This is a genomic window from Streptomyces sp. NBC_00775, from assembly GCF_036347135.1.
GTDB lineage: Bacteria > Actinomycetota > Actinomycetes > Streptomycetales > Streptomycetaceae > Streptomyces > Streptomyces lutosisoli.
The window spans coordinates 2830012-2854265 of record NZ_CP108938.1 but is presented as its reverse complement, the minus strand read 5'-3'; the positions used below and the strand labels follow the sequence as shown (position 1 = coordinate 2854265).

The window sequence follows — 24254 nt, the reverse complement described above, 5'->3', positions numbered from 1 at the left end:
CGATCATGCTTGTAGCCGCCGCAGTTCTTCCCTGTCCGCCGCTGCTTGTCCCCGACGTCGCCGCCGGCGCGGCGCCAGAGCTGGACGCCGCGCGCGCCGCGTGCACGGACGCGCTCGGTGTACTCGCCGCCTCCCGACCCGACCTGCTGGTCGTCGTGGGCCCCGCCGAGCAGAGCGGGCGCGGACCGCACCCGCAGGGCACGCGGGGCTCGTTCCGCGGGTTCGGCGTCGATCTCGACGTACATCTCGGGGGCGACCAGCTGAGCCCCGGGGCGTCGGAGCGTGAGCTGCCTCCCTCGCTCGCCGTCGCCGCGTGGCTGCTGGAACGCACGCGCTGGTCCGAAGCGTCCGACGCTCCCGTCGAGGGGCTCGGCGTGGGGGAACCTCTCGCGGCTGAGCGGTGTATCCAAGTGGGAGGGGAAATCGTCGGGCGGGCCAAGCGGGTGGCACTGCTGGTGATGGGCGACGCCAGCGCGTGCCGGACGCTCAAGGCGCCGGGCTATCTCGACGAGCGCGCGGCGGGCTTCGACGCGGAGGTCGCGCGTGCGCTGGGCGCGGCGGACGTGGCGGCCCTCAAATCGCTGGACGCCGAACTGGCGCACGAGCTGAAGGCCTCCGGGCGAGCTCCCTGGCAGGTCCTCGCGGGCGCGGCGGAGGGCGCCGGGCTGGGCGGCGCGCTGCTCTACGACGATGCGCCTTACGGGGTGGGGTATTTGGTCGCGGCCTGGTCCTAGCGGGCCTTCTGAAGAAAGTCGCCGCTCTCTGGGCCGTACGGGCGTGTACGGGGTCTCCGGGCTGTCTCCGCGGTCAGTGACCACACAAGCGGGAACCGGGTCTCCGAGCGGACCCCGGCGTCAGTGGCCGTAGCGGTGTGAGCGTGGGTTTCCCGGCGGACTCGATCCTCAGGAGCCCTACGGGCCAGGACACGGCGGACGGCCGGGAGCCCTGAGTGCTCCGCGGCCGTCCGCCGATGTGTGTCGCTCAGGATGCCGGAGGCGGGGACGGTGCGTCCGGCGGAGGCGTGGCGCCGCCACTGTCCTTGTGCGCGAGTCGGTCCATGGCGCCCTTCGCCTTGCCCGTGCCCGTCTGGATCTTGTCGCTGTACTTGTGCTTGGTCTTCTCGTCGACCACCTTCGCGGCCTTGTCGAGACTCTGACCGACCTTGTCCCCGTGCTGCTGTGCGAGGTCAGAGACCTTGTCCTTGGCAGGCGCAAGCTTGGCTTTCAAATTGTCCAGGAGACCCATGGTTCACCTTCCCTCGCGGGCCAGTTACTTGCGGGCGCCCTCGCCTGCCTCATTGTCGGCGGCCTTCTCGGCGGTCTGTTGCTGGGGGATCTCGACGTCGTCCGCGGCGGCGGCTTCGGCGGTCTCCTCCGCCGGCGCCTCGCTCTCGGCCGGGGATGAACCCTTCGCCTCTTCCGCCACCTCCGCCTCGGTCTCGGCCGTCAGTGTGTCGGCCTGCACCTCGGCGGTTGACGCCTCCTCCGTAGCCTTCGACCTCCGGAGAAGTCGTGCAAAAACGCCCATATCCACTCCATACGTTACTCGTGAGGGCGAAATCCCGCGTTGCCCGGTGCGTCCCATTGCGTCGCCCGGGTCACCGGTCCTCGAAAACCGGCGGCTGGAACCTCGCAACAGGCAACGACCCCGGACGCGTGGCGTCACGTAGCTCGTTCGAGGAGAGGTCGTGAGGTTTGCGAGACTGGGGCGGTGAGTAGCGCACCCCCCGCCCCCCGGGTCATCGCAGTCGTCGGACCGACCGCGGCAGGAAAGTCCGATCTGGGCGTTTTCCTTGCCCAACGTCTCGGCGGCGAGGTCGTCAACGCCGACTCCATGCAGTTGTACCGAGGGATGGACATCGGCACCGCCAAGCTGACGCCCGAGGAGCGGGGAGGGATCCCGCACCACCTCCTGGACATCTGGGACGTGACTGTCACGGCCAGCGTCGCCGAGTACCAGCGGCTCGCCCGCGCCCGTATCGACGCGCTGCTCGCCGAGGGCCGCTGGCCGATCCTGGTGGGCGGCTCCGGGCTGTACGTCCGCGGGGCCGTCGACAACCTGGAGTTCCCCGGCACCGACCCCGAGGTACGGGCCCGCCTGGAGGAGGAGCTCACCCTGCGCGGCTCCGGCGCGCTGCACGCGCGGCTGGCCGCGGCGGACCCCGAGGCCGCCCACGCGATCCTGCCCAGCAACGGCCGCCGTATCGTCCGCGCCCTCGAAGTCATCGAGATCACCGGCAAACCCTTCACCGCCAACCTCCCGGGCCACGACTCGGTGTACGACACCCTCCAGATCGGCGTCGACGTCGCGCGCCCCGAGCTCGACGAGCGCATCGCGCGCCGGGTCGACCGGATGTGGGAGGCGGGGCTCGTGGACGAGGTGCGCGCGCTGGAGGCGCACGGCTTGCGCGAGGGGCGCACGGCATCGCGTGCGCTCGGCTATCAGCAGGTGCTCGCGGCGCTCGCGGGGGAGTGCACCGAGGAAGAGGCGCGAACCGAGACCGTGCGCGCTACCAAGCGCTTCGCGCGCCGTCAGGATTCGTGGTTCCGGCGCGACCCGCGCGTGCATTGGCTCAGTGGGGCTGCGGCGGATCTCACAGAACTCCCGCAGCTCGCACTGGCGTTGGTCGAACGACCGGTTACAGCCTGATCACGTCCTGGCATCGGGACGCTCCGGCCGTCATCCCGGCCTCCGACGCCGTGCCATCATCGAGCTTCGATCGACCAGTGAAGTCCGAGTTGGGAGGGCGCGTGGCGATGGAGGCCGGCCCTCGCGACACTGCACGAGACACTGAGCACGGGACCGATCCGGACGGAGATCGTCCGGGCATCGATCCTGATGTGGAGCGCCTCGACATCGACCCGGACGGAGAGCGTCTGAGCTCCGACGGGCCCGAGGACACCCCGGGCGGGGTGACCGCCGACGGGCCCGGGCCCGACGAGATGTCCGCGGGACCCGAGGTGGAGGTCGAGCTGCGCCCGCAGCGCAGGCTGCGCATCTGGCAGCTCGCGCCCATCGTGACGCTGGCCGCGATCGGTTCGCTGATGTTCGCCTTCCCGCTGGCCTTCGAGTTCGGTGACGGCGGTGCCGTGGTCGCCATGCTCGGTCTGCTGATCTGCTCGTGCGCCGCGGGCTGGGGAATGATGGCCGCCCGCCGGGTCGGCTACACCTGGCCGGGCTTCCCGCAGCGCGGCTCCGGGCGCCGCCCGGACTGGCGGATCGTGATCGCGTACGTCGTGGTGGTCGCGATGGTGGCGGTGCTCGCCGTGGGGCGCGTGGCCCGGCTGCGCTGAGCCCACCGCGGCCCAGCTGCTCAGGCCCCACCACGTGACCGGTCTGCTCTGATCACCCCGCGCGGGCCGGAGTGTCGTACCGACCCCTTACGATCGAGGAATGAGCACGCGGATCGCCTTCCTCAAGGGCCACGGGACCGAGAACGACTTCGTGATCATCCCGGACCCGGAGAACGCCATCGACCTGCCCCCGACCGCCGTCGCCGCCCTGTGCGACCGCCGCGCGGGCATCGGCGGCGACGGTCTGCTGCATGTCGTACGGTCCGCCGCGCACCCCGAGGCCAAGGCGATGGCAGCCGAGGCGGAGTGGTTCATGGACTACCGCAACGGCGACGGCTCGATCGCGGAGATGTGCGGCAATGGAGTGCGTGTGTTCGCGCACTACCTGCAGCGTGCCGGGTATGTGGCCGAAGGAGACATCGCCGTCGCCACGCGCGGGGGAGTGAAGTCCGTGCACCTCTCCAAGGACGGAGATGTCACCGTCGGCATGGGCAAGGCGCTCTTCCCCGAAGGGGACGTCACCGTGAGCGTCGGCGAGCACAGCTGGCCCGCGCGCAACGTCAACATGGGCAACCCGCACGCCGTCGCCTTCGTGGAAGACCTCGCGCAGGCGGGCGACCTGTTCACGCCGCCGCCGTTCAGCCCGGCGTCGGTGTACCCGGACGGGGTCAACGTCGAGTTCGTGGTCGACCGGGGCCCGCGCCACGTCGCCCTGCGCGTCCATGAACGCGGTGCCGGAGAGACCCGCTCATGCGGCACGGGCGCGTGCGCCGTGGCCGTCGCCGCGGCCCGCCGTGACGACGCCGACCCGGCCGTGACCGGCACCCCGGCGACGTACACCGTCGATGTGCCCGGCGGACGCCTGGTGATCACCGAGCGCCCGGACGGCGAGATCGAGATGACGGGCCCCGCGGTGATCGTCGCCGAGGGCGAGATCGACGCGGAGTGGCTCGACGCCGCGCAGCGCTGAGCTTGCGCCGCCGCACCTCTGTGGGACCCGGCGCCGTACCTTTCGGCTCTTCTGCGCCGGGCACCGGCCGAGCACCCTGACGCTCGCACCGTACGCCACGGCTGTTCCAAAAGTTCGAAACCGTAAACCCCTGAACCTTCGCTCGAATGGGTGATCCGTTTCACGCTCGGCGAGAGGCGGTCAACCGGGCGTGGTGGGCTCGGTAGCATCAAGCACCGGCCCGGACGGGGGATCGATGCCATCCCCTGAGCCGTGTTCGCCATGGGGCACCCGTCCGCCGGTCTACGCAGCCGGAGGTGCCCATGAGTGCGGAGGCGACGAATCCCGCGACGCCAGGCCCTGTAACGCCCTCCCCCAAGCTCTCGGCCTCTCCCCCGCTCCCGACTTCGCTCGAGCGGGGGGACCCCCATGAGCAGGGGGTGCCCCCAACGCACCGCAGGAAGGGCCGTCCCCGGATCGACCTGCGCCGCCTGGGCCGGGCCGCGCTGCTCGGCCCCGCGGCCCGCGACCGGCTGCCCGACGCCATCGGCCACGTGGCCGAGGCCCACCGCGCCCACCACCCCGACGCCGACCTGGAGCCGCTGCGCCGGGCGTACGTCCTGGCCGAGTCCTCGCACCGCGGCCAGATGCGCAAGAGCGGCGAGCCGTACATCACGCACCCGCTCGCCGTGACCCTGATCCTCGCCGAACTCGGCGCGGAGAACACGACGTTGACCGCCTCCCTGCTCCACGACACCGTCGAGGACACGGAAGTGACGCTCGATCAGGTGCGGAAGGAGTTCGGCGACGAAGTCTGCTACCTGGTCGACGGCGTCACCAAGCTGGAGAAGGTCGACTACGGGGCTGCCGCCGAGCCCGAGACGTTCCGCAAGATGCTGGTCGCGACCGGCAACGACGTCCGCGTGATGTCGATCAAACTCGCGGACCGGCTGCACAATATGCGGACCCTGGGCGTCATGCGCCCCGAGAAACAGGCGCGCATCGCCAAAGTGACCCGGGACGTTCTGATCCCGCTCGCCGAACGCCTCGGTGTCCAGGCGCTCAAGACCGAGCTGGAAGACCTCGTCTTCGCGATCCTGCACCCCGAGGAGTACGAGCACACCAGGGAGCTGATCGCCGACAACGCGGCGCGCGACGGCGACCCGCTCGCGGAGATCGCCGATGAGGTGCGCACGGTTCTGCGTGACGCCGGGATCCAGGCCGAAGTCCTCATAAGGCCACGGCACTTCGTCTCCGTGCACCGCGTGTCGCGCAAGCGCGGTCCGATGCGCGGCGCCGATTTCGGACGGCTCCTGGTGCTCGTGAACGAGGACGCCGACTGCTACGGAGTGCTCGGCGAACTGCACACCTGCCTCACCCCGGTGGTCTCGGAGTTCAAGGACTTCATCGCCGTCCCCAAGTTCAACCTGTATCAGTCGCTGCACACGGCCGTCGCGCGCGGGGACGGCGAGGTCGCCGAAGTCCTCATCCGCACCCACCAGATGCACAAGGTCGCCGAGGCCGGGGTCATCGCGCTCGGCAATCCCTACGCTCCTCCTTCGGAGGAGCAAGCGGACGGCGACGCGGAGCGCCCCTTCGACGGCGAGCGCGCCGACCCCACCCGCCCCGGCTGGCTCTCCCGCCTCCTTGACTGGCAGGAAGGCGCCCCGGACCCGGACACGTTCTGGTCCACGCTGCGCGAAGACCTGGCGCAGGACCGCGAGATCACTGTCTTCCGCGCCGACGGCGGCTCGTTGGGCCTTCCCGAGGGCGCCAGTTGTGTGGACGCGGCGTACGCGCAGTACGGCGAGGACGCGCACGCCTGCATCGGTGCCCGCGTCAACGGCCGCCTGGCGACGCTGAGTACCGTCCTGAGGGACGGCGACACCGTCCAGCTCCTCATGGGGCAGGACCCCGCCTCCGAGCCCTCCAGAGAGTGGCTGGAGCACGCGCACACGGCTGCCGCGCGGATCGCCATCCAGCGCTGGATGGCCGCCCACCCCTCACCCAGCGGCACGGAGACCCCGGAGGCGCCCCCCGCGACCCCCCGGCCGGCCGCCGACGCGCGCGCCGCACGGCCCTCCGCGAACGCCGTCGTCGACCAGCCCGGCGCGTCCGTACGACTCGCGGGCTGCTGTACGCCCGTACCGCCCGACGAGGTGACCGGCTTCGCCGTACGCGGGGGTGTGGTGACCGTGCACCGCGTGCAGTGCGCCGGAGTGGACCGCATGAAGAGCGGGGGGCGCGCGGAGGTCGGCGTGCGCTGGGGTGACACCACCGAGTGCCGGGTCACTCTGGTCGCCGAGTCCTTCGGGCGCCCCCATCTGCTCGCCGACCTCACCGAAGCCATCGCCCTGGAGGGCGTCGCCATCGTCTCGGCGACCGTCGAGCCCCCCAGCCAGCAGCGCGTGCGCCACACGTACACGCTCCAACTCCCGGACGCGGCGCACCTCCCCGGGCTGATGCGGGCGATGCGCAACGTGCCGGGGGTGTACGACGTGAACCGGGCGCAGCATCAGGCGGCGGCCGCCCCATGAGCCCCGGTATCAGCCGGCGGCCGCGCAAAAAGCCTCCGTACCGACCCGTTCGGGTGGGCCGGGCGCGAGTCGTCACCGCGGGACGGGTGAGCGCTGGTAGCCGTGGTGCATGCTGCTCACCCCCCGCCCAAGGATTCCTCGTCCCCGAACCCGCCGCATCAAGGCGGCGCTGCTCGCCTCGGCGGTCTCCGTCTGTCTGATCGCCGCGAGCGCCCCCTCACCGGCCACGCCCCTGGGTGTCGGCGACCGCCTCTTCCCGCACCTGGGCAACCCCGGATACGACGTCGAGTCGTACGACCTCGCCTTCACCTACCCCGGCACCAACACCCAACCGCTCGCGGCCGTCACCACGATCGACGCCGTGACGTCCGCCCGGCTCGACCGGATCAATCTCGACTACGCGCACGGAAAAGTGGGATCGGTCGAGGTCAACGGGGTGCCCGCGGCGTTCACGAGCGCCGGGGAGGACCTGGTCGTGACGCCCGCGGAGCCGCTGCCGGCGGGCAGCTGGATGCGCGTCACCGTGCACCACACCAGTGACCCGGTCGCCGCCAAGGACCAGGACGGCGGCTGGGTGCAGACCAAGGACGGGCTCGCGATGGCCAACCAGGCCGACGCCGGACACCTGGTCTTCCCGTGCAACGACCACCCCTCCGACAAGGCGATGTTCACCATCCACGTGACCGCGCCCAACGGGTACACGGCCGTCGCCAACGGTCTGCCGGTCGGAGCGGACCGTACCCGCCGGTCCACCACCTGGACGTACCGCACCGAGCACCCCATGGCCACCGAGCTGGCCCAGGTGTCCATCGGACGCTCCACCGTGCTGCACCGGAGCGGGCCGCACGGCCTGCCCGTACGCGATGTCGTGCCCACCAAGGACCTCAAGACGCTCGAACCGTGGCTCAAGAAGACCCCCGACCAGATCGCCTGGCTGGAGGGGAAGGTCGGCCGCTATCCGTTCGAGACGTACGGGCTGCTCATGGCCCAGGCGCGGACGGGCTTCGAACTGGAGACACAAACACTCTCTCTCTTCGAGAGAGACCTCTTCACCGAGCCGGCCTACCCGAAGTGGTACGTCGAGTCGATCATGGTGCATGAGCTGTCGCACCAGTGGTTCGGCGACAGCGTCAGTCCCCGCGCCTGGTCCGACCTGTGGCTCAACGAAGGGCACGCCACCTGGTACGAGGCCCTGTACGCCGAGGAGAAGGCGCACAAGCCCATGGAGGCACGGATGAAGGCGGCCTACCGCGCGTCCGACTCCTGGCGGGCCGCCGGAGGGCCGCCCGCCGCGCCGAAGGGACCCAAGCCCGGCCAGAAGATCAGCATCTTCCGGCCGAACGTCTACGACGGCGCGGCGCTGGCCCTGTACGCGCTGCGCCAGGAGATCGGGCGCCCCGCGTTCGAGCGTCTGGAGCGGGCCTGGGTGGGCGTGCACCGCGACGGGGTCGCCTCGACGGCCGACTTCGTGGATCTCGCGTCCGGTATCGCGGGCCGCGATCTGAGCGGATTCTTCCAGGGGTGGCTGTACGGGAAGACGACACCGCCGATGCCCGGCCACCCGGACTGGAAGAGCGACGCCCCGCAGGCCCGTAAGGGCGCCTGATAAGTCGCGTGACGAGACGGGCCGTGCCGTGCGACCATCTTCGAGCCGGCGGCGCGGCCCCTCGGGGGGTTGGCCCGGCGGAAACCGGGAATCTCCCGGTGGCCTCGGACGTTGTTCTCTGTGACGGGCGGCGTCCGTCGCCGCATCGCTGACCCCATCGACGTAAGGATCCAATGACCTCCTCTTCTTCCCCTTCCCAGGACGCGCAGAGCTTCGCGCAGAACTACCCCGAAGGTCTTCGGGCCGATGCCCTGATGGAAGAGGACGTCGCCTGGAGCCACGAGATCGACGGAGAGCGGGACGGCGAGCAGTTCGACCGCTCCGAGCGCGCGGCCCTGCGTCGCGTGGCGGGCCTTTCCACCGAGCTCGAGGACGTCACCGAGGTCGAGTACCGACAGCTCCGCCTGGAGCGCGTCGTACTCGTCGGCGTCTGGACCACGGGGACCATTCAGGACGCGGACAACTCGCTCGCCGAGCTGGCAGCACTCGCGGAGACCGCGGGCGCGCTCGTGCTCGACGGCGTCGTCCAGCGCCGTGACAAGCCCGACGCGGCCACCTACATCGGTTCCGGCAAGGCCAATGAGCTGCGGGACATCGTCCTGGAGACCGGCGCCGACACCGTGATCTGCGACGGTGAGCTGAGCCCCGGCCAGCTGATCCACCTCGAAGACGTCGTCAAGGTCAAGGTCATCGACCGTACGGCCCTGATCCTCGACATCTTCGCTCAGCACGCCAAGTCCCGAGAGGGCAAGGCACAGGTCGCGCTCGCGCAGATGCAGTACATGCTGCCGAGGCTGCGAGGCTGGGGTCAGTCGCTGTCCCGTCAGATGGGCGGCGGCAAGGGCGGCGGCCTCGCCACCCGTGGTCCCGGTGAGACGAAGATCGAGACGGACCGGCGCCGTATCCGCGAGAAGATGGCGAAGATGCGCCGGGAGATCGCGGACATGAAGACCGGCCGCGAGATCAAGCGCCAGGAGCGCCGTCGCAACAAGGTGCCCTCGGTCGCCATCGCCGGATACACCAACGCGGGCAAGTCTTCCCTGCTCAACCGCCTCACGGGCGCGGGCGTGCTCGTCGAGAACGCGCTGTTCGCGACCCTCGACCCGACCGTGCGCCGGGCCGAGACCCCGAGCGGGCGGCTGTACACGCTGGCCGACACGGTCGGGTTTGTACGCCACCTGCCGCACCACCTGGTCGAGGCGTTCCGCTCCACCATGGAGGAGGTCGGCGACTCCGACCTGATCCTGCACGTGGTGGACGGCTCGCACCCGGCGCCGGAGGAGCAGCTGGCCGCCGTGCGCGAGGTGATCAGGGACGTCGGCGCGACCAAGGTGCCCGAGATCGTCGTGATCAACAAGGCGGACGCGGCCGATCCTCTGGTGCTCCAGCGGCTGCTGCGGATCGAGAAGCGCTCCATCGCCGTCTCGGCCCGTACCGGCCGGGGCATGGCGGAACTGATCGCGCTCATCGACAACGAGCTGCCGCGCCCCTCGGTCGAGATCGAGGCGCTCGTGCCGTACACCCACGGCAAGCTGGTGGCCCGCGCGCACAACGAGGGCGAGGTCATCTCCGAGGAGCACACCCCGGAGGGCACGCTGCTCAAGGTGCGGGTGCACGAGGAGCTGGCGGCGGATCTGACGCCGTACGTTCCGGCACCGGCGCTCCCGTAGCGACGGACGCACACCGTCGTAAGACCGTATGAAGGCCCGCCCCCTTTCCCAGGGGGCGGGCCTTCATGGTGCGTACGCGCACAGGACCTTCGTCGTGTGTACGCGCGGGGCGCCTACTGGCCGCCGTACTCCTTGCTCATGGTCTCGTAGAGCTGCTCGGCGCCCTTGCCCAGCTGCGGTCCCGCCAGCCAGGTGTTGTCGGACGGGCCGATCGACGTGTTCGAGACGAGCTTCGTCTCGCCGTCGACGACGCGGAACCAGCCGCCGCCGGACGAACCGTCGGTCATGGTGCATCCGATGCGGTACATCGTCGGCAGGGTCGGGTCCAGCGAGAGCCGGCCCGGCTTGTCGACGCACTTGAACATGTTCAGACCGTTGTACGGCGGTGCGGCCGGGTAGCCCCAGGCGCCCATCGCGCTGACGTCCTGGGCGGACGGTGCGGAGAAGTCCACGTCCAGCGCGTTGCCGACGGTCTCCTCAAGGGACTTGGTGCCCTGCTCCGGCTTCACGTGCAGCACGGCGTAGTCGTACGGAGCGCCCGCGCCGCCCGTCTCGTCGCCGCCCGAGATCCACTCGTTCGAGGTGGAGGCCCAGTCCGCCCACCACTGGCCGTACGGGGCGATCTCCGACGCCGTGGCGCTGCCCAGCTCGGACTCGGACTTGCCCTGGTCGTTGTAGGAGGGCACGAAGGCGATGTTGCGGTACCAGCCGCCGCTGCCGCCGGCGTGCACGCAGTGGCCGGCCGTCCACACGAGGTTCGACTTGCCGGGGTGGTTCACGTCCTTGATGACCGTGCCCGAGCAGACCATCGAGCCCTCGGGGGAGTCGAAGAAGACCTTCCCGACCGGAGCGGCGTAGTCGTGGTACGGAGTCTTCTCGGCCTTGGCGTCGACCGGCGCCGGATCCGGGTCGCTGATGCCCTGGTCGGCCGCCGCGTCCTTCGCCGAGATCGTCTTGTCCGGGTCCTTGGCCGACGTCATCCGCTCGGGCTTCCACAGCCCCTCGATCACCGGGTTGACGAAGTCCTTGGCCTCACTGAGCCACTTGTCCTTGTCCCAGTTCTTCCAGCCGCCCTTCGCCCACTGGTCGACGTCGATGCCGTGCTCTTTGAGCTTGTCCTTGATGTCGTCCGGGATCTTGATCTTGTCGTCGCCGCTCTGCGACGAGGAGGCGGGGGAATCACCGCTCGCCTTGTCGTCACCCGAGTCGCAGGCGGTGGCGGTCAGTGTCAGGACCGCGACCAGACCGGTGGCGGCGAGGAAGGTGCGCCGCCTTCTTGAGGAACGCATGGTGTTGAAACCCCCGATGGTGCCGTTGTGTCATGTGCTCGTCGGGCGAAGGCGGGCCCGCCGCGGAACCCCGCTCGAACGCGACACCCCCACCATGTCCGTGCAGTTGGGGACGAACGGCGGTGGGCCGTCGAAGGTGCCCGTGAGCGGGCCCACCGCCGTCTGTCCGATCCCTGTTACGTCCTGCGCGTCACTGCCCGGCGAACTTCCCGCTCACCGAGTCGTACACACCCTTGGCCACATCGCCCAGCCGCGGACCCGCCAGCCAACCGGACTTGACCGGTCCGATCGAGGTGTTGGACACCAGCGCGGGCTTGCCGTCCGAACCCGTGGCCACCCAGCCGCCGCCGGACGAACCACCGGTCATCGTGCACCCGATCCGGTACATCGTCGGGTCGGACTGCGCGACGGACAACCGTCCCGGCTTGTCCGTGCACTGGTACAGCTTCTGGCCGTCGAACGGTGCCGCCGCCGGGTAACCCGTCGCCGTGATGCTCGACACCTTCGGCACGGCCGGAGCCGAGAAGTTCACCGGAAGCGCCGAACCGACCGTCTCCTCAAGGGACTTGCCGCCACTGCCCTTCTCCGGAGTCACATGCAGTACGGCGAAGTCGTACGAGGCTCCCTGGCCGCCCGTGGAACCGCCCTGCTCGATCCACTGGTCCGAGGTCTGCGCCCAGTCGCTCCACCAGACACCGTACGGAGCGACCTCCGTCCGGGCGGCCTTCTCCAGCTGGGCAGCCGTCTCGCCGGAATCGTTGTACGACGGCACGAAGGCGATGTTGCGGTACCAGCCGCCCTTCTTGCCGGCGTGGACACAGTGGCCCGCGGTCCACACGAGGTTGGACTTGCCCGGATGCGCCGGGTCCTCGACCACCGTCGCCGAGCAGACCATCGTGCCCTCGGGGGAGTCGAAGAACACCTTGCCCGCCTCGGGCGCGTTGGCGTGGTACGCGGTCTTCACGGCCTGCGCGGTCACGGCGGCCGGAGTCGGGTCCGTGACGCCCTGGTCACCGGAGAGGTCGCTGTCGTCGACCCCGTTGTTCTTGTCCGGGTCGTCGGCGCCGCGCATCCGGTCCGGGTCCCACAGCCCCTTGATGATCGGGTTGATGTAGTCGTCGGCCTCGCGCAGCCAGTCGTCCTTGTTCCAGTTCTTCCAGGCGCCTTTCTTCCACTTGTCGATGTCGATCCCGTGCTGCTTGAGCTTGTTCTTGATGTCGTCCGGGATCTTGATCTTGTCGTCGCCGCTCTGGGTGGCGGACGCGGTGGAACCGCCGCTCGCCTTGTCGTCGCCCGAGTTGCAGGCGGTGGCCGTCAGCGCCAGCGCCGCGGTGAGGCCGACGGCGGCCAGCACGGGGGAGGTTCTGCGGCGCGCGCTCCTCCCTCGACGAGCGGCGAAGGGCGGGCGTATCGATCGCATGGTGTAACTCCCCCTGAGCGTATGGGAACTGAGCGCTGCACGGCTGAACGGTTCGTTCGGCACGGCTGAACGGCACCAAAGACTATGCGGTCGCTGTGGGGGACATCTGCCGGAACGGCAACGGTTTCGCTACGGGCTGTCTCACCACCTGCGTCCAGTTGCGGACGCGTAGGGCGGGAACAGCGGACCGGCCCGTCCGGGTGAGGCGGACGGGCCGGTCAGGGGCATCACCGGCCCCGGCACGCTCGACGGGGCCGAGCCGGTTACGGCGTCACCACGGTGCCGCCGAATGTGACGGCGAGGTGGCCGTCCGAGGCGTAGGACCAGCCCAGGGCGCCGGAGTACGAGGAGCAGCGGGACCCGTTCGAGCCGGTCCAGAACTGGTTCGAGCTGTCGGCGTCACCGATGGTCTTGTCGTTCGAGCCGCTGACGCTGAACCGGCACGAGGTGTTGGTCCGGAACACCGAAGTGCCGGCGTCGAACGAGAAGTTGCGCTCCGCGTTGTCGATGCTGGCGTTGTTCGAGATGGTCATCGTGCCGGGGTTGCTGTTGTAGGTGAACCCGTGATGGCCGTTGCCGTAGGCGATGCTGTGCTGGACGACGTGGTTGACCGCGATGTCGTCGCCGCCGAGCTTGTAGCCGTTGCGGTCGCCGTTGGAGTTCACGGTGCCGTCGGAGAGCGTGCCGTTGTTGTAGGACAGGGAGTACTCGATGGTCACCGGGCCGATGGCACCCGTGTCGGTCTTGGTGTAGAGGTCCCAGCCGTCGTCGATGTTGTTGTGGGAGACGTCGTACCGGAAGACGTTCCCGGTGCCGGTGGTGAGCTTCGCGGCGAAGCCGTCGGCGTCCTCGCCGTCGGAGTCGGCGTTGTCGTGCGACTCGGCGCTCACGATCAGGTTGTTGGACGGCCACTGGGAGCTGGGGGTGCTGGAGGAGATCCGGCCGAGCTGCAGCCCCGTGTCGCGGTTGTAGCGGGTCACCGTGCGCTCGATGACGTTGTTGCTGCCGCCGACGTAGATCCCGTTGTCACCGGCGTGCTCGACGACGATGCCGTAGACGTGCCAGTACGAGGCGTTCAGCTGGAGCCCGCGGTTCGACGAACTCTCGCTCTGCGCCGAGAAGTTCAGCACCGGGGTCTCGCCCGGGTAGGCGGACAGGGTGGTGCGGGCGCTGGAGGTGCCGTCGGTGCCGGCCGGGACGGTGACCGTGGACGAGTAGCCGTACGTCCCGCCCCGCAGGTAGATCGTGCCGCCGGAAGTGATGCGGCTGATCGCCGAGGTGAGCGTCGTCGGGGCCGACTCCGTTCCGGCCGCGCTGTCGGTGCCGCTCGGGGACACGTACAGCACGGTGCCCGCCGCCGTCCCGGACACCTCGGCGTCGAGGTAGTCGACGTTCGGCAGTCCGGCTGAGCCGGTCGGGTTGAGCCGGATGGTGTTGCTGCCCGCGGCCACCGGGACCGTGAGCGTTTTGGTCGTCCACGTAGACCAGGCGCCAGTGCCCTCGAACGACGCCGACGTGGCCGTCGAGCCGTTCACGATGATGTCCGCGGGCCGTGCACTGGTGGTTCCGTTGGCGAAGCCGACGTTCAGTGTCGCCGTGCCCGCGCTGGCGGCGTTCACGGTGAACTGCGCGTACGCGCCGACCGCGTTGGTGCCGTTGCAGAACCCGCTGCCGGAGTAGCCGGCCCAGTCGGAGTCGAGGGTGCCGGTACAGACCGCCGGGGAGCTCTCGGCCTCGTAACGGGTGGACGCGGCCTGCGCCGTGTTGCCGGACAGTGCGATGAGCGCGCCGGCTAACAGGCCGACGGACGCGATGACTGGTCTCAGTTGCATCGTTCGCCTCCAGGTTGGTTGTTTCGTCTGAACAGGGGTGGGGCCGACCCCTTTCTGCCGCGGTTGTGGGTGTGGCAACGTGACAGGTGGGGAAAGCGCTTTCATCGAAAGTTAAATGCGTGTGACGTGAGCGCGTCAATAGACGTGTACGTGATTTTTGTTCACGAACATGAACCTGAATGTGAGCTGCTGTCGAGGGTGGGGCGAGGGCTGTGGACCCCGCCGAGATCGCTCACGGTTCCGTCTCGGCAAGGATCTTCGACTCACCCGCTTCCCCGCGCGGGCCGCGTCGTTGGTACGTACGGGGGACCTGCCGCCTGCGCTCAGAGCCCCCTGCCAACTCGCCTCTGGACAGCGGGAGGACCTGTAGTCGTGGCCGTGACCGAGTCTGCGGTGGTGCCGATGGGGGCGCCCGGAGTTTCTGAGGGGGCGCGCGAGGGGGGTCCGGGAGCGTCCGAGGGGGCGCGCGCGGCGCACGAGGGGATTCTGCGGCGCCAATCGGCGCGCGAGTCGGCGGCGCGCACCTATGCGCGCGCCCTGCCGATCGTTCCCGTGCGGGCGCGCGGGCTGACGATCGAGGGAGCCGACGGGCGCCGCTATCTCGACTGCCTGTCGGGCGCCGGGACTTTGGCCCTCGGACACAACCATCCAGTGGTCCTGGAAGCGATCAGAAAGGTCCTCGATTCGGGGGCGCCGCTGCACGTCCTCGACCTCGCCACGCCCGTGAAGGACGCCTTCACCACCGAGTTGTTCCGCACGCTGCCGCCCGAGTTCGCCGCCCGCGCGCGGGTCCAGTTCTGCGGACCGGCCGGGACGGACGCGGTCGAGGCCGCGTTCAAACTGGTGCGCGCGGCGACCGGGCGCACGGGGATGCTCGCGTTCACCGGTGCCTACCACGGGATGACCGCGGGGGCGCTCGAAGCATCCGGCGGCGCGACCGAGGTACGTGTCGCGCGCCTGCCCTATCCGCAGGACTACCGCTGCCCATTCGGCGTCGGCGGCGACCGCGGCGCCGAACTCGCCGCGCGCTGGACCGAGTCGGTGCTCGACGACAGCAAGTCGGGCGTACCGCGCCCCGCCGGGATGATCCTCGAACCCGTCCAGGGCGAGGGCGGGGTGATTCCCGCCCCCGACGAGTGGATGCGCCGGATGCGCGAGATCACCGCGTCGCGCTCCATCCCCCTGATCGCGGACGAGGTCCAGACCGGAGTGGGCCGCACCGGCGCCTTCTGGGCGGTGGAGCACAGCGGGATCACACCGGACGTGATGGTCCTGTCCAAGGCCATCGGCGGCAGCCTGCCGCTCGCCGTCGTCGTCTACCGCGACGAGCTCGACGTCTGGCAACCCGGCGCCCACGCGGGCACGTTCCGCGGCAACCAGCTCGCGATGGCGGCGGGCACGGCGACCCTCGCGTACGTCCGCGAAAACGGTCTCGCCGAGCGCGCCGGGACTCTGGGTGCCCACATTCTGGCCCAACTCCGGAAACTCGCCGACGAGCTCCCCTGCATCGGCGACGTACGCGGTCGCGGACTGATGATCGGCGTCGAACTCGTCGACCCCGAGGCGGCTGCCCCGCATCCCGCTGCCGACGGCCCTCGCCCCGCCGCCCCCGAACTCGCCGCCGCCGTCCAGAGAGAGTGCCTCCGCCGCGGCCTGATCGTGGAACTGGGCGGCCGCCATTCAAGCGTGGTGCGCCTCCTGCCCCCGCTGACCATCAGCGACGAACAGGCGACCGCGGTGCTCGACCGACTCGCGGACGCGGTGGCGGCGGTGGCGCGTGGGGACTCGGGGCGTGGCGGGGAGGGAACACGCGGAGGCGAGGGACCTCGCGGTGTCGATTCCCCTCGCGGTGTTGAAAGACCTCGCGGTGCCGACGAGGCTCGCCGCGCTGACGAGCCCCGTGGCGAGGGCGGACTTCGCGGTGACGGACCGGGACTGGGGCGCTGACGGACGCCGTAGTCCTGGGAACGCTGAGGGGGCGCTGTCGTGTCTCGATGTGTTGGCCGCCGTGACGGGTTCGACGTCCGTCGTACGACGCTGGGGCCGCGGGATCGCACTATCGCTCAGCCCGCCAGCCAGGCCGACGAGCCTGACCGACGAGCCTGACCGGCCAGGCAGGCCGACGAGCCAGACCGGTGAGGCAGACCGGCCAGGCCCAGCCCGAGCAGCGTCGAACCGCCTCAGCCTATTTGTTCCCCTCCACCCTGATCAGGCCAGCTCCACCCGAACCACCCCGCCAGGACCTGTGCCCCTCACTCCTTGAAGTCCAGCCTTGAAGTCCAGACGCCTCGCGCAGACCCCCGCCATCTCGACCCGAACCCCCACCCCCACCCGAAATCAACCAAGAACGCCAAAGGCCCAGCGCACGCCAGTACCGTCCCGGTTCGTCGCCGCACGAGCCCGAACGCCCCCAAGGAACTCTCGTGAACGCCACCCCCGTACCCGACGGCCGTCCCCAGATCCACGAGCGAGCGGCCCGTGGCACGCAGACCCCGCTTGTGCCGGGGGCCGAATCGGTCCCCCGGCAGAAGAAAGGGGCCGGGGAGTCCGAGCGGCTGCGCGGCGCCACCGCCGATCTGCTGGAGCATCCCGACACGCAGACCGCGGCCCAGGCGGCGGCCGTCGAGAACCTGCTGCGGTGCTGGGTACGGGAGAACAACCTGCCCGCCCCCGACGACGGCACCCTCCGCATCCCCCTCTCCGCCAGCGGCACGACCCTTCTGATCCCTGTCCCCTACTGGTCCGCCACCGGCTGGCACCGCTTCGGCCTTCCCTACCTCGCCGACGCCCCTGACGAGGCGCCGCCCGCCGATGCGGTCACCGTGGCGGCATTGATCGCACGACAAGTGGCTCCCGGCGCATCGGCAGCCACCCCCGTCGACCCGGCAGGCGCCACCGTCGACCCTCGGGCCCTCCACAGCCCGGCCGGTGACGGCGCCGACCTCGTCGGCCGCGTCGCCGACTCCGTCCGGCGCACCGCCGTGTTCCTCCGCGACCGCAGGGAACACCCCGCCGACGAGCCCGACCTCTTCCTCGCCGCAGAGCAGGCGCTCCTGCTCGGCCACCCGCTGCACCCCACACCGAAGGGCCGAGAGGGCCTCTCCGAAGCCGAAGCCCGGCTGTACTCACCCGAATTGCGCGGCTCTTTCCCCCTGCACTGGATGGCGGTCGCACCCTCGGTGCTCGGAGCCGACTCAGCGTGGACGGAGCGCGGTCGTCCCGTCTCGGCGGAGCAACTCACCGCACGCCTGGCCGGCGGTGGGCTGTCGTTGCCCGACGGTTTCACTGCCGCCCTGCCGCTGCACCCCTGGCAGATGCGCGAGGTCCGGCACCGTACCGAGACCGCGGCCCTGCTGGACGCCGGGCTGCTCCAGGACCTCGGCCCGCAGGGCGCCCCATGGCACCCCACCTCCTCGGTCCGCACCGTCTACCGCGCCGGCGCCCCCGCGATGCTGAAGCTGTCGCTGGGCCTGCGCATCACCAACTCCCGTCGTGAGAACCTCCGCAAGGAACTCCACCGTGGCGTGGAGGTCCACCGTCTGCTGCGCAGCGGCCTGTTCAAGCAGTGGCAGGCCGCCCACCCGGGCTTCGACATCGTCCGCGACCCGGCCTGGCTCGCCGTCAACGGTCCGGACGGCAGCCCCCTGCCCGGGCTCGACGTGATGATCCGCCACAACCCGTTCAGCCCGACGGACGACGCGTGCTGCGTCGCGGGACTGGTCTCGCCCCGGCCGCACGCCCAACCCGGCGCAGGGAGCCCGGCACAGGGCCGGCCCCTCATGCGGTCCCGGCTCACCGAGATCGTCACCGGTCTCGCCGGGCGCACCGGCCGCCCGCGTGGCGCCGTGGCCACCGAGTGGTTCCTGCGCTATCTGGAGCAGGTCGTACGCCCCGTGCTCTGGCTGGACAGCGAGGCGGGAATCGCTCTGGAGGCACACCAGCAGAACACCCTGCTCCTGCTGGACCCCGAAGGCTGGCCCAAGGGCGGCCGCTACCGAGACAACCAGGGCTACTACTTCCGCGAGTCACGGCGCGCGGAACTCGATGCCCGGCTGCCCGGCATCGGCGAACACAGCGACACGTTCGTCTCCGACGAGGTCACCGACGAGCGCTTCGCCTACTACCTCGCCATCAACAACGTGCTCGGCCTCGTCGGCGCGTTCGGCTCCCAACGCCTCGCCGACGAAGAGCTGTTGCTCGCGGCCTTCCGGCGCTTCCTCGGCGACGTGGCTTCCGGCCCGGCCCGGCTGCGCACATCCCTGCCGGCCCACCTGCTCGACTCGCCCGTCCTGCGCTGCAAGGCCAACCTGCTGACCCGGCTGCACGGCCTCGACGAACTCGTCGGTCCCGTCGACACCCAGTCCGTCTACGTCACCATCTCCAACCCCCTTCATTCCTGAGGAACATGACCCACCCCGTCTCCTGAGAGGAGCGTCGCCGTGCCTCCCACCGATGCGAGCACCGACGCCGGTACCGCCCCCGTCACCGAACTCGGCGCCGAACTCGGCACCGACACAGGGACCTGCTCGGGTCCCAGTTCGGGCTCCGGTGCGAGCACGGACAGCGAGGACACCCTTGACCTGCGCCTCCCCGACGAGCTCATCGCGCTCTTCGCCGCGGAATCCGGGGCACAGGGCAGGCCCACGGGTGACGCCACAGGCGGCGTCATGGGAAAGGCCATGGCCGACACCACGGGACAGGCCCGGGCCCTGCGCGAAGTCACGGGGGAAGCCTCGGGAGACCGTCGGGGCATGGCGGAGACCTCTGCCGTCGCCCCGGCCGACGACGACCTGCTCGACCGCGTCGGTGGCTGGGGGCCCACCCTTACGCCTGTGGGCGTCTTCCAGCTGGTCCCCGTGCGGGTCGAGCGTGATCTCCCGCTCATCACCCGCTGGATGAACGACCCTGCCGTCGCGGAGTTCTGGGACCTGGCGGGGCCCGAGTCCGTGGCCGAGGAGCATCTGTGTCTCCAGCTCGACGGCGACGGACGCAGCGTCCCCTGCCTCGGGGTACTGGATGGCAGCCCGATGAGCTACTGGGAGATCTACCGCGCGGATCTCGATCTCCTGGCTCGCCACTACCCCGCCCGACCGCACGACACCGGAATTCACCTCCTCATCGGCGGTGTCGCCCATCGTGGGCGAGGCCTCGGCTCCACCCTGCTCCGAGCCGTCGCAGACCACGTACTGGACAAGCGCCCCTCATGCGCTCGCGTCGTCGCGGAACCCGACCTTCGCAACACCCCCTCCGTCTCCGCTTTCCTGAGCGCCGGCTTCCGGTTCTCCGCCGAGGTCGATCTGCCCGACAAGCGGGCAGCCCTCATGGTCCGAGACCGGGCCCTGCGCGATCTGTTGTAGCGCCGTCACTTTTAGTACACCGCTCGTCCCGATCCGGTTCCCTGTCGAGGAGTCCCCGTGCCGAATTCATCCGCCACCCCGGCCTCCGGAGAGTCGCCCACGCTGTACGACCCACCTGAGCTGAGCAAAGACGGGTGGGAGCAGGCCGGACGCCGCCTGCTCGCCAAGATGATCGGCGAGTTCGCGTACGAGGGAATCATCCGGCCGGAGCCGGAGCCGGAGCCGGACCTGCGGCGGGTGGCGGAGCCGGAGGGGACGCTCACGCCGGCCTCCGCGCCTGCCACTCCTCCCCTCCCGTCCCCGGCTGCCTCAGTCCCGTCCGCGCCCCTGGCCTCGGTCCCGAACCCCGAGGGGAAACCGACTTCGCCCGACAGCCGCTGCGCCCCGTACACCCTCCGCCTGGACGCCGGTGGCATCCTGTCCTTCCGCGCCCGCCGTACCGCGTACGACGGTTGGCGCGTGGACCCCCACTCGCTCACCCTCACTGAGGGAGGGGCGGAGCCCCGGCCCTTCACCGACCCGGTCGGCTTCCTCACCCGTGCCCGAGGCACGTTGGAACTCGACGGAGCGACGCTCGGCCATGTCATCCGTGAGCTGAGCACCACCCTGGCCGCCGACGCGCGCCTCGGCCACAACGCCCTCGCGGCGGCCGAGCTGGCCGACCTGGGATACGCGGAACTGGAAGGCCACCAGACCGGGCATCCCTGGATCGTGCTGAACAAGGGCCGGCTCGGCTTCTCCGCGCGAGACGCCGCCGTCTGGGCACCCGAGGCACGCCGGGCGACGGCCCTTCCGTGGATCGCGGTGCACACCACGCTCGCCACCTATCGAGGTGTCACCGGCCTCGACACCGCCGCACACCTCTACGCGCGCGAACTCGCCCCCGCCACCAGGGAGTCGTTCGACGGATTACTCCGCGCGCGCGGGCTCGCACCGGAGTCGTACCTCTATCTGCCCGTGCACCCCTGGCAGTGGGACGACGTCGTGCTGCCCCTCTTTGCGCGCCACGTCGCAGCGGACGCGATCGTGCCGCTGCACTCGGACGGTGATCTGCGTCTGCCTCAGCAGTCGGTCCGTACGTTCCTCAACGTGTCGCGCCCGGACCGGCACACCGTGAAGCTCCCGCTGTCCGTCCTCAACACCCTGGTGTGGCGCGGCCTTCCGACGGAACGGACGCTCGCGGCCCCCGCCGTCACCGCCTGGATGCACGCCCTGCGCGACGCCGACCCGTTCCTGCGCGACACCTGCGGGGTGATTCTGCTCGGCGAGGTCGCCTCGGTGACCGTCGGACATCCGGTGTACGACGCCCTCCCAGAAGTGCCCTATCAGTACAAGGAGCTACTCGGAGCGATCTGGCGTGAGCCGGTCTCCCGCCATCTGGCCCCCGGTGAACGTGCCCGCACGCTGGCAGCGCTGCTGTACACCGACCCGGAGGGCCATGCCTTCACGGCGCAGCTGGTCGCCCGCTCGGGACTGGCTCCGAAGGTCTGGTTGCGACGCCTCTTCGCCGCACTCCTGCCGCCGCTGCTGCACTGCCTCTATCGGTACGGCACTGTGTTCAGCCCACATGGAGAAAACGCGATCGTTGTCTTCGACGACCATGACGTACCGGTCCGGCTCGCGGTGAAGGACTTCGTGGACGACGTCAATGTGAGCGCGGAGCCCCTGCCCGAGCATGCCTCCATGCCGGACGACGTACGGAACGTGCTGCTCACCGAGCCGCCCGCGTTTCTGACCCAGTTCATCCATTCAGGGCTCTTTGTCGGAGTGTTCCGCTATCTCGCACCGCTCTGCGAGGAGCAACTGGGCGTTCCGGAGGACCTTTTCTGGTCCCTTGTCCGAGCGGAGATCATTCGCCATCAGGCGCGCTTTCCCGAGCTCAAGGAGCGTTACGAGATGTTCGACCTGCTCACTCCCCGGATCGAGCGCCTGTGTCTGAACCGAAATCGGCTGCACCTCGATGGCTACCGCGACCGCCCCGAGCGCCCGCACGCCGCCGTGCAGGGCACTGTCCCGAACCCCCTCCACCAGCCTTGATCACCGGGTCCGTACTCGTCTTGATCACGTCCGTCGGCCCCACCTTGATCGCTCGATTGTCAGTGGCGCCCCGTAGGCTGGCACCGCTATGACAAAGCCCTCACTCCCCGAACTCCTGCATGCTGCCGTCACTGCCGTCGGCGGTACGGAGCGCCCTGGCCAGGTGACCATGGCCGAAGCCGTCGCGGGCGCCATCGACGACAGCTCCCACCTGCTGGTCCAGGCGGGCACCGGCACCGGAAAGTCGCTCGGCTACCTGGTGCCGGCGCTCGCGCACGGGGAGCGCGTGGTCGTGGCGACCGCCACCCTGGCGCTGCAGCGGCAGCTCGTGGAGCGTGACCTGCCGCGCACCGTGGACGCACTGCATCCGTTGCTGCGCCGCCGCCCCGAGTTCGCGATGCTGAAGGGCCGCTCCAACTATCTGTGCCTGCACCGCCTGCACGAGGGTGTGCCGCAGGAAGAGGAGGAGGGCCTCTTCGACCAGTTCGAGGCGGCCGCGCCCACCAGCAAGCTGGGCCAGGACCTGCTGCGGCTGCGGGAGTGGTCGGACGAGACCGAGACCGGCGACCGCGACGACCTCACGCCGGGTGTCTCCGACCGTGCCTGGGCCCAGGTGTCCGTCTCATCCCGGGAGTGCCTGGGCGCCACGAAATGCGCCTACGGAGCGGAGTGCTTCGCCGAGATGGCCCGCGAGCGCGCCAAGCTCGCCGAGGTCGTCGTCACCAACCACGCGCTGCTCGCGATCGACGCCATCGAGGGCGCGCCGGTCCTCCCGCAGCACGAGGTGCTGATCGTCGACGAGGCCCATGAGCTGGTCTCGCGGGTCACCGGCGTAGCGACCGGCGAGCTCACCCCCGGCCAGGTCAACCGAGCCGTCCGGCGCGCCGCGAAGCTCGTGAACGAGAAGGCCGCCGACCAGCTCCAGACCGCCGCCGAGGGCTTCGAGCGGCTCATGGAGCTGGCGCTGCCGGGACGCCTGGAGGAGATCCCGGAGGACCTCGGGTACGCCTTGATGGCGCTGCGCGACGCCGCCCGAACGGTGATCTCGGCACTCGGTTCCACACGCGACAAGTCCGTCCAGGACGAGGACGCGGTACGCAAGCAGGCCCTGGCCTCGGTGGAGACCGTGCACGACGTGGCGGAGCGCATCACCAACGGCTCCGAGTGGGACGTCGTCTGGTACGAGCGCCATGATCGCTTCGGCGCTTCGCTCCGCGTGGCTCCCATGAACGTGTCCGGGCTCCTCAGGGAGAAGCTTTTCGCTGACCGGTCCGTCGTTCTAACCTCCGCGACGCTGAAGCTCGGCGGTGACTTCAACGGCGTGGGGGCGTCGATGGGGCTCGCCCCGGAGGGCACGGAGGGCGAGGATCTTCCCCAGTGGAAGGGCGTCGACGTCGGCTCGCCCTTCGACTACCCCAAGCAGGGCATCCTCTATGTCGCCAAGCACCTGTCGCGCCCCGCGCGGGACGGCGATCGCGGGGACATGCTGGACGAGCTCACCGAGCTGATCCAGGCCGCCGGTGGCCGCACACTCGGCCTGTTCTCCTCGATGCGGGCGGCCCAGCTCGCGGCCGAGGAGCTGCGGACGCGTATGCCCGAGTACCCGATCCTGCTGCAGGGCGAGGAGACGCTCGGCGAGCTGATCAAGAACTTCGCGGCCGATCCCAAGACCTGCCTCTTCGGCACGCTCTCGCTCTGGCAGGGCGTGGATGTCCCGGGCCCCAGCTGTCAGCTCGTCGTCATGGACAAGATCCCCTTCCCGCGCCCCGACGACCCACTGATGAGCGCCCGCCAGAAGGCGGTCGAGGACAACGGTGGCAATGGCTTCATGGCGGTGGCCGCCACCCACGCCGCGCTCCTCATGGCCCAGGGCGCCGGCCGCCTGGTACGGGCGACGGGGGACCGGGGTGTGGTTGCCGTACTCGACCAGCGCCTGGCCACGGCCCGCTACGGCAGCTATCTGAAGGCGTCCTTGCCCGACTTCTGGTACACGACGGACCGCAACCAGGTCCGTAGGTCACTCGCCGCGATCGACGAGGCGGCGCGGAAGGCGGAGGACGCGTAGCGCCTGGCGGCGGGCGATCGGGCGGCGCGCTGGTCACGGGGCCGCACGGGGGCCGCACGGGCGGCGCGACTCGCGGTGTCCGTGCCGACGGCGAGGGTATTCGGGCCGATGCTGAGGTGTCGGGCCCGGTGCTGGGAGCGAGGTCATGCTTCCGGCGGCGCTTTCGCCTGGGCACACCAACTCCACCAGCCCCTGTCGG

17 protein-coding genes are annotated in these 24254 nt (G+C 70.2%); 12 read left to right on the top strand and 5 right to left on the bottom strand.

Annotation, left to right across the window (positions count from 1 at the left end; all coding sequences use genetic code 11):
• The first annotated feature begins 5 nt into the window (after nt 1–5).
• The gene (locus OIC96_RS12700; protein ID WP_330307723.1) at nt 6–734 is read left to right on the top strand and encodes a class III extradiol dioxygenase subunit B-like domain-containing protein; all 729 of its coding nucleotides are present in this window, start codon (nt 6–8) and stop codon (nt 732–734) included.
• Nucleotides 735–981: 247 nt separating this feature from the next.
• Here the strand turns inward: OIC96_RS12700 and OIC96_RS12695 are convergent, their stop codons facing one another.
• Nucleotides 982–1245 carry an antitoxin gene (locus tag OIC96_RS12695; protein ID WP_330307724.1) on the bottom strand — a complete coding sequence of 88 codons (264 nt, stop codon included), beginning with the start codon at nt 1243–1245 and terminating at the stop codon, nt 982–984.
• 24 nt (nt 1246–1269) lie between these two features.
• A complete protein-coding gene (locus tag OIC96_RS12690; protein ID WP_330307725.1) occupies nt 1270–1464 on the bottom strand; it encodes a gliding motility protein in 195 nt (64 codons plus the stop codon).
• Between the two features lie 246 nt (nt 1465–1710).
• On the opposite strand from OIC96_RS12690, the gene miaA reads away from it, so the two are divergent.
• The 6 genes from miaA (at nt 1711) to hflX (ending at nt 10055) form a co-directional block, all read left to right on the top strand.
• Nucleotides 1711–2649 carry a tRNA (adenosine(37)-N6)-dimethylallyltransferase MiaA gene (gene miaA / locus OIC96_RS12685; protein WP_327432195.1) on the top strand — a complete coding sequence of 313 codons (939 nt, stop codon included), beginning with the start codon at nt 1711–1713 and terminating at the stop codon, nt 2647–2649.
• A gap of 107 nt (nt 2650–2756) precedes the next feature.
• Entirely contained in the window at nt 2757–3293 is a 537-nt protein-coding gene (locus tag OIC96_RS12680; protein ID WP_330310311.1) for a hypothetical protein, read from the top strand.
• A 100-nt stretch (nt 3294–3393) separates the two neighbouring features.
• Nucleotides 3394–4263 carry a diaminopimelate epimerase gene (dapF, locus tag OIC96_RS12675; RefSeq protein WP_330307726.1) on the top strand — a complete coding sequence of 290 codons (870 nt, stop codon included), beginning with the start codon at nt 3394–3396 and terminating at the stop codon, nt 4261–4263.
• Nucleotides 4264–4565: 302 nt separating this feature from the next.
• Nucleotides 4566–6779, top strand: coding sequence for a RelA/SpoT family protein (locus OIC96_RS12670; protein ID WP_330307727.1), 2214 nt, complete (start codon nt 4566–4568; stop codon nt 6777–6779).
• Between the two features lie 109 nt (nt 6780–6888).
• On the top strand, nt 6889–8385 hold the full coding sequence (locus OIC96_RS12665; protein WP_330307728.1) for a M1 family metallopeptidase: 1497 nt from the start codon (nt 6889–6891) through the stop codon (nt 8383–8385).
• Between the two features lie 173 nt (nt 8386–8558).
• Nucleotides 8559–10055: a GTPase HflX gene (hflX, locus tag OIC96_RS12660; protein ID WP_330307729.1), complete on the top strand. Its 1497-nt coding sequence runs from the start codon at nt 8559–8561 to the stop codon at nt 10053–10055.
• 113 nt (nt 10056–10168) lie between these two features.
• On the opposite strand, the gene OIC96_RS12655 is transcribed toward hflX, so the two are convergent.
• The 3 genes from OIC96_RS12655 to OIC96_RS12645 form a co-directional block, all read right to left on the bottom strand.
• Complete coding sequence (locus OIC96_RS12655) at nt 10169–11344, bottom strand: trypsin-like serine peptidase (RefSeq protein ID WP_330307730.1); 1176 nt, start codon at nt 11342–11344, stop codon at nt 10169–10171.
• Between the two features lie 190 nt (nt 11345–11534).
• Nucleotides 11535–12764: a trypsin-like serine peptidase gene (locus OIC96_RS12650; RefSeq protein WP_330307731.1), complete on the bottom strand. Its 1230-nt coding sequence runs from the start codon at nt 12762–12764 to the stop codon at nt 11535–11537.
• 263 nt (nt 12765–13027) lie between these two features.
• Entirely contained in the window at nt 13028–14596 is a 1569-nt protein-coding gene (locus tag OIC96_RS12645) for a carbohydrate-binding protein (RefSeq protein WP_330307732.1), read from the bottom strand.
• 402 nt (nt 14597–14998) lie between these two features.
• On the opposite strand from OIC96_RS12645, the gene OIC96_RS12640 reads away from it, so the two are divergent.
• From OIC96_RS12640 to OIC96_RS12620, 5 genes are all read left to right on the top strand, one after another.
• Nucleotides 14999–16543 (top strand): diaminobutyrate--2-oxoglutarate transaminase family protein, encoded by a 1545-nt coding sequence (locus tag OIC96_RS12640; protein ID WP_330310312.1) that lies wholly within the window; start codon nt 14999–15001, stop codon nt 16541–16543.
• A 476-nt stretch (nt 16544–17019) separates the two neighbouring features.
• Complete coding sequence (locus OIC96_RS12635; RefSeq protein WP_406502130.1) at nt 17020–18996, top strand: IucA/IucC family protein; 1977 nt, start codon at nt 17020–17022, stop codon at nt 18994–18996.
• A gap of 39 nt (nt 18997–19035) precedes the next feature.
• Entirely contained in the window at nt 19036–19953 is a 918-nt protein-coding gene (locus OIC96_RS12630; RefSeq protein ID WP_330307733.1) for a GNAT family N-acetyltransferase, read from the top strand.
• Nucleotides 19954–20010: 57 nt separating this feature from the next.
• Nucleotides 20011–21990: an IucA/IucC family protein gene (locus OIC96_RS12625; RefSeq protein ID WP_406502131.1), complete on the top strand. Its 1980-nt coding sequence runs from the start codon at nt 20011–20013 to the stop codon at nt 21988–21990.
• Between the two features lie 88 nt (nt 21991–22078).
• Complete coding sequence (locus tag OIC96_RS12620) at nt 22079–24055, top strand: ATP-dependent DNA helicase (protein ID WP_330307734.1); 1977 nt, start codon at nt 22079–22081, stop codon at nt 24053–24055.
• Nucleotides 24056–24254: the final 199 nt, after the last annotated feature.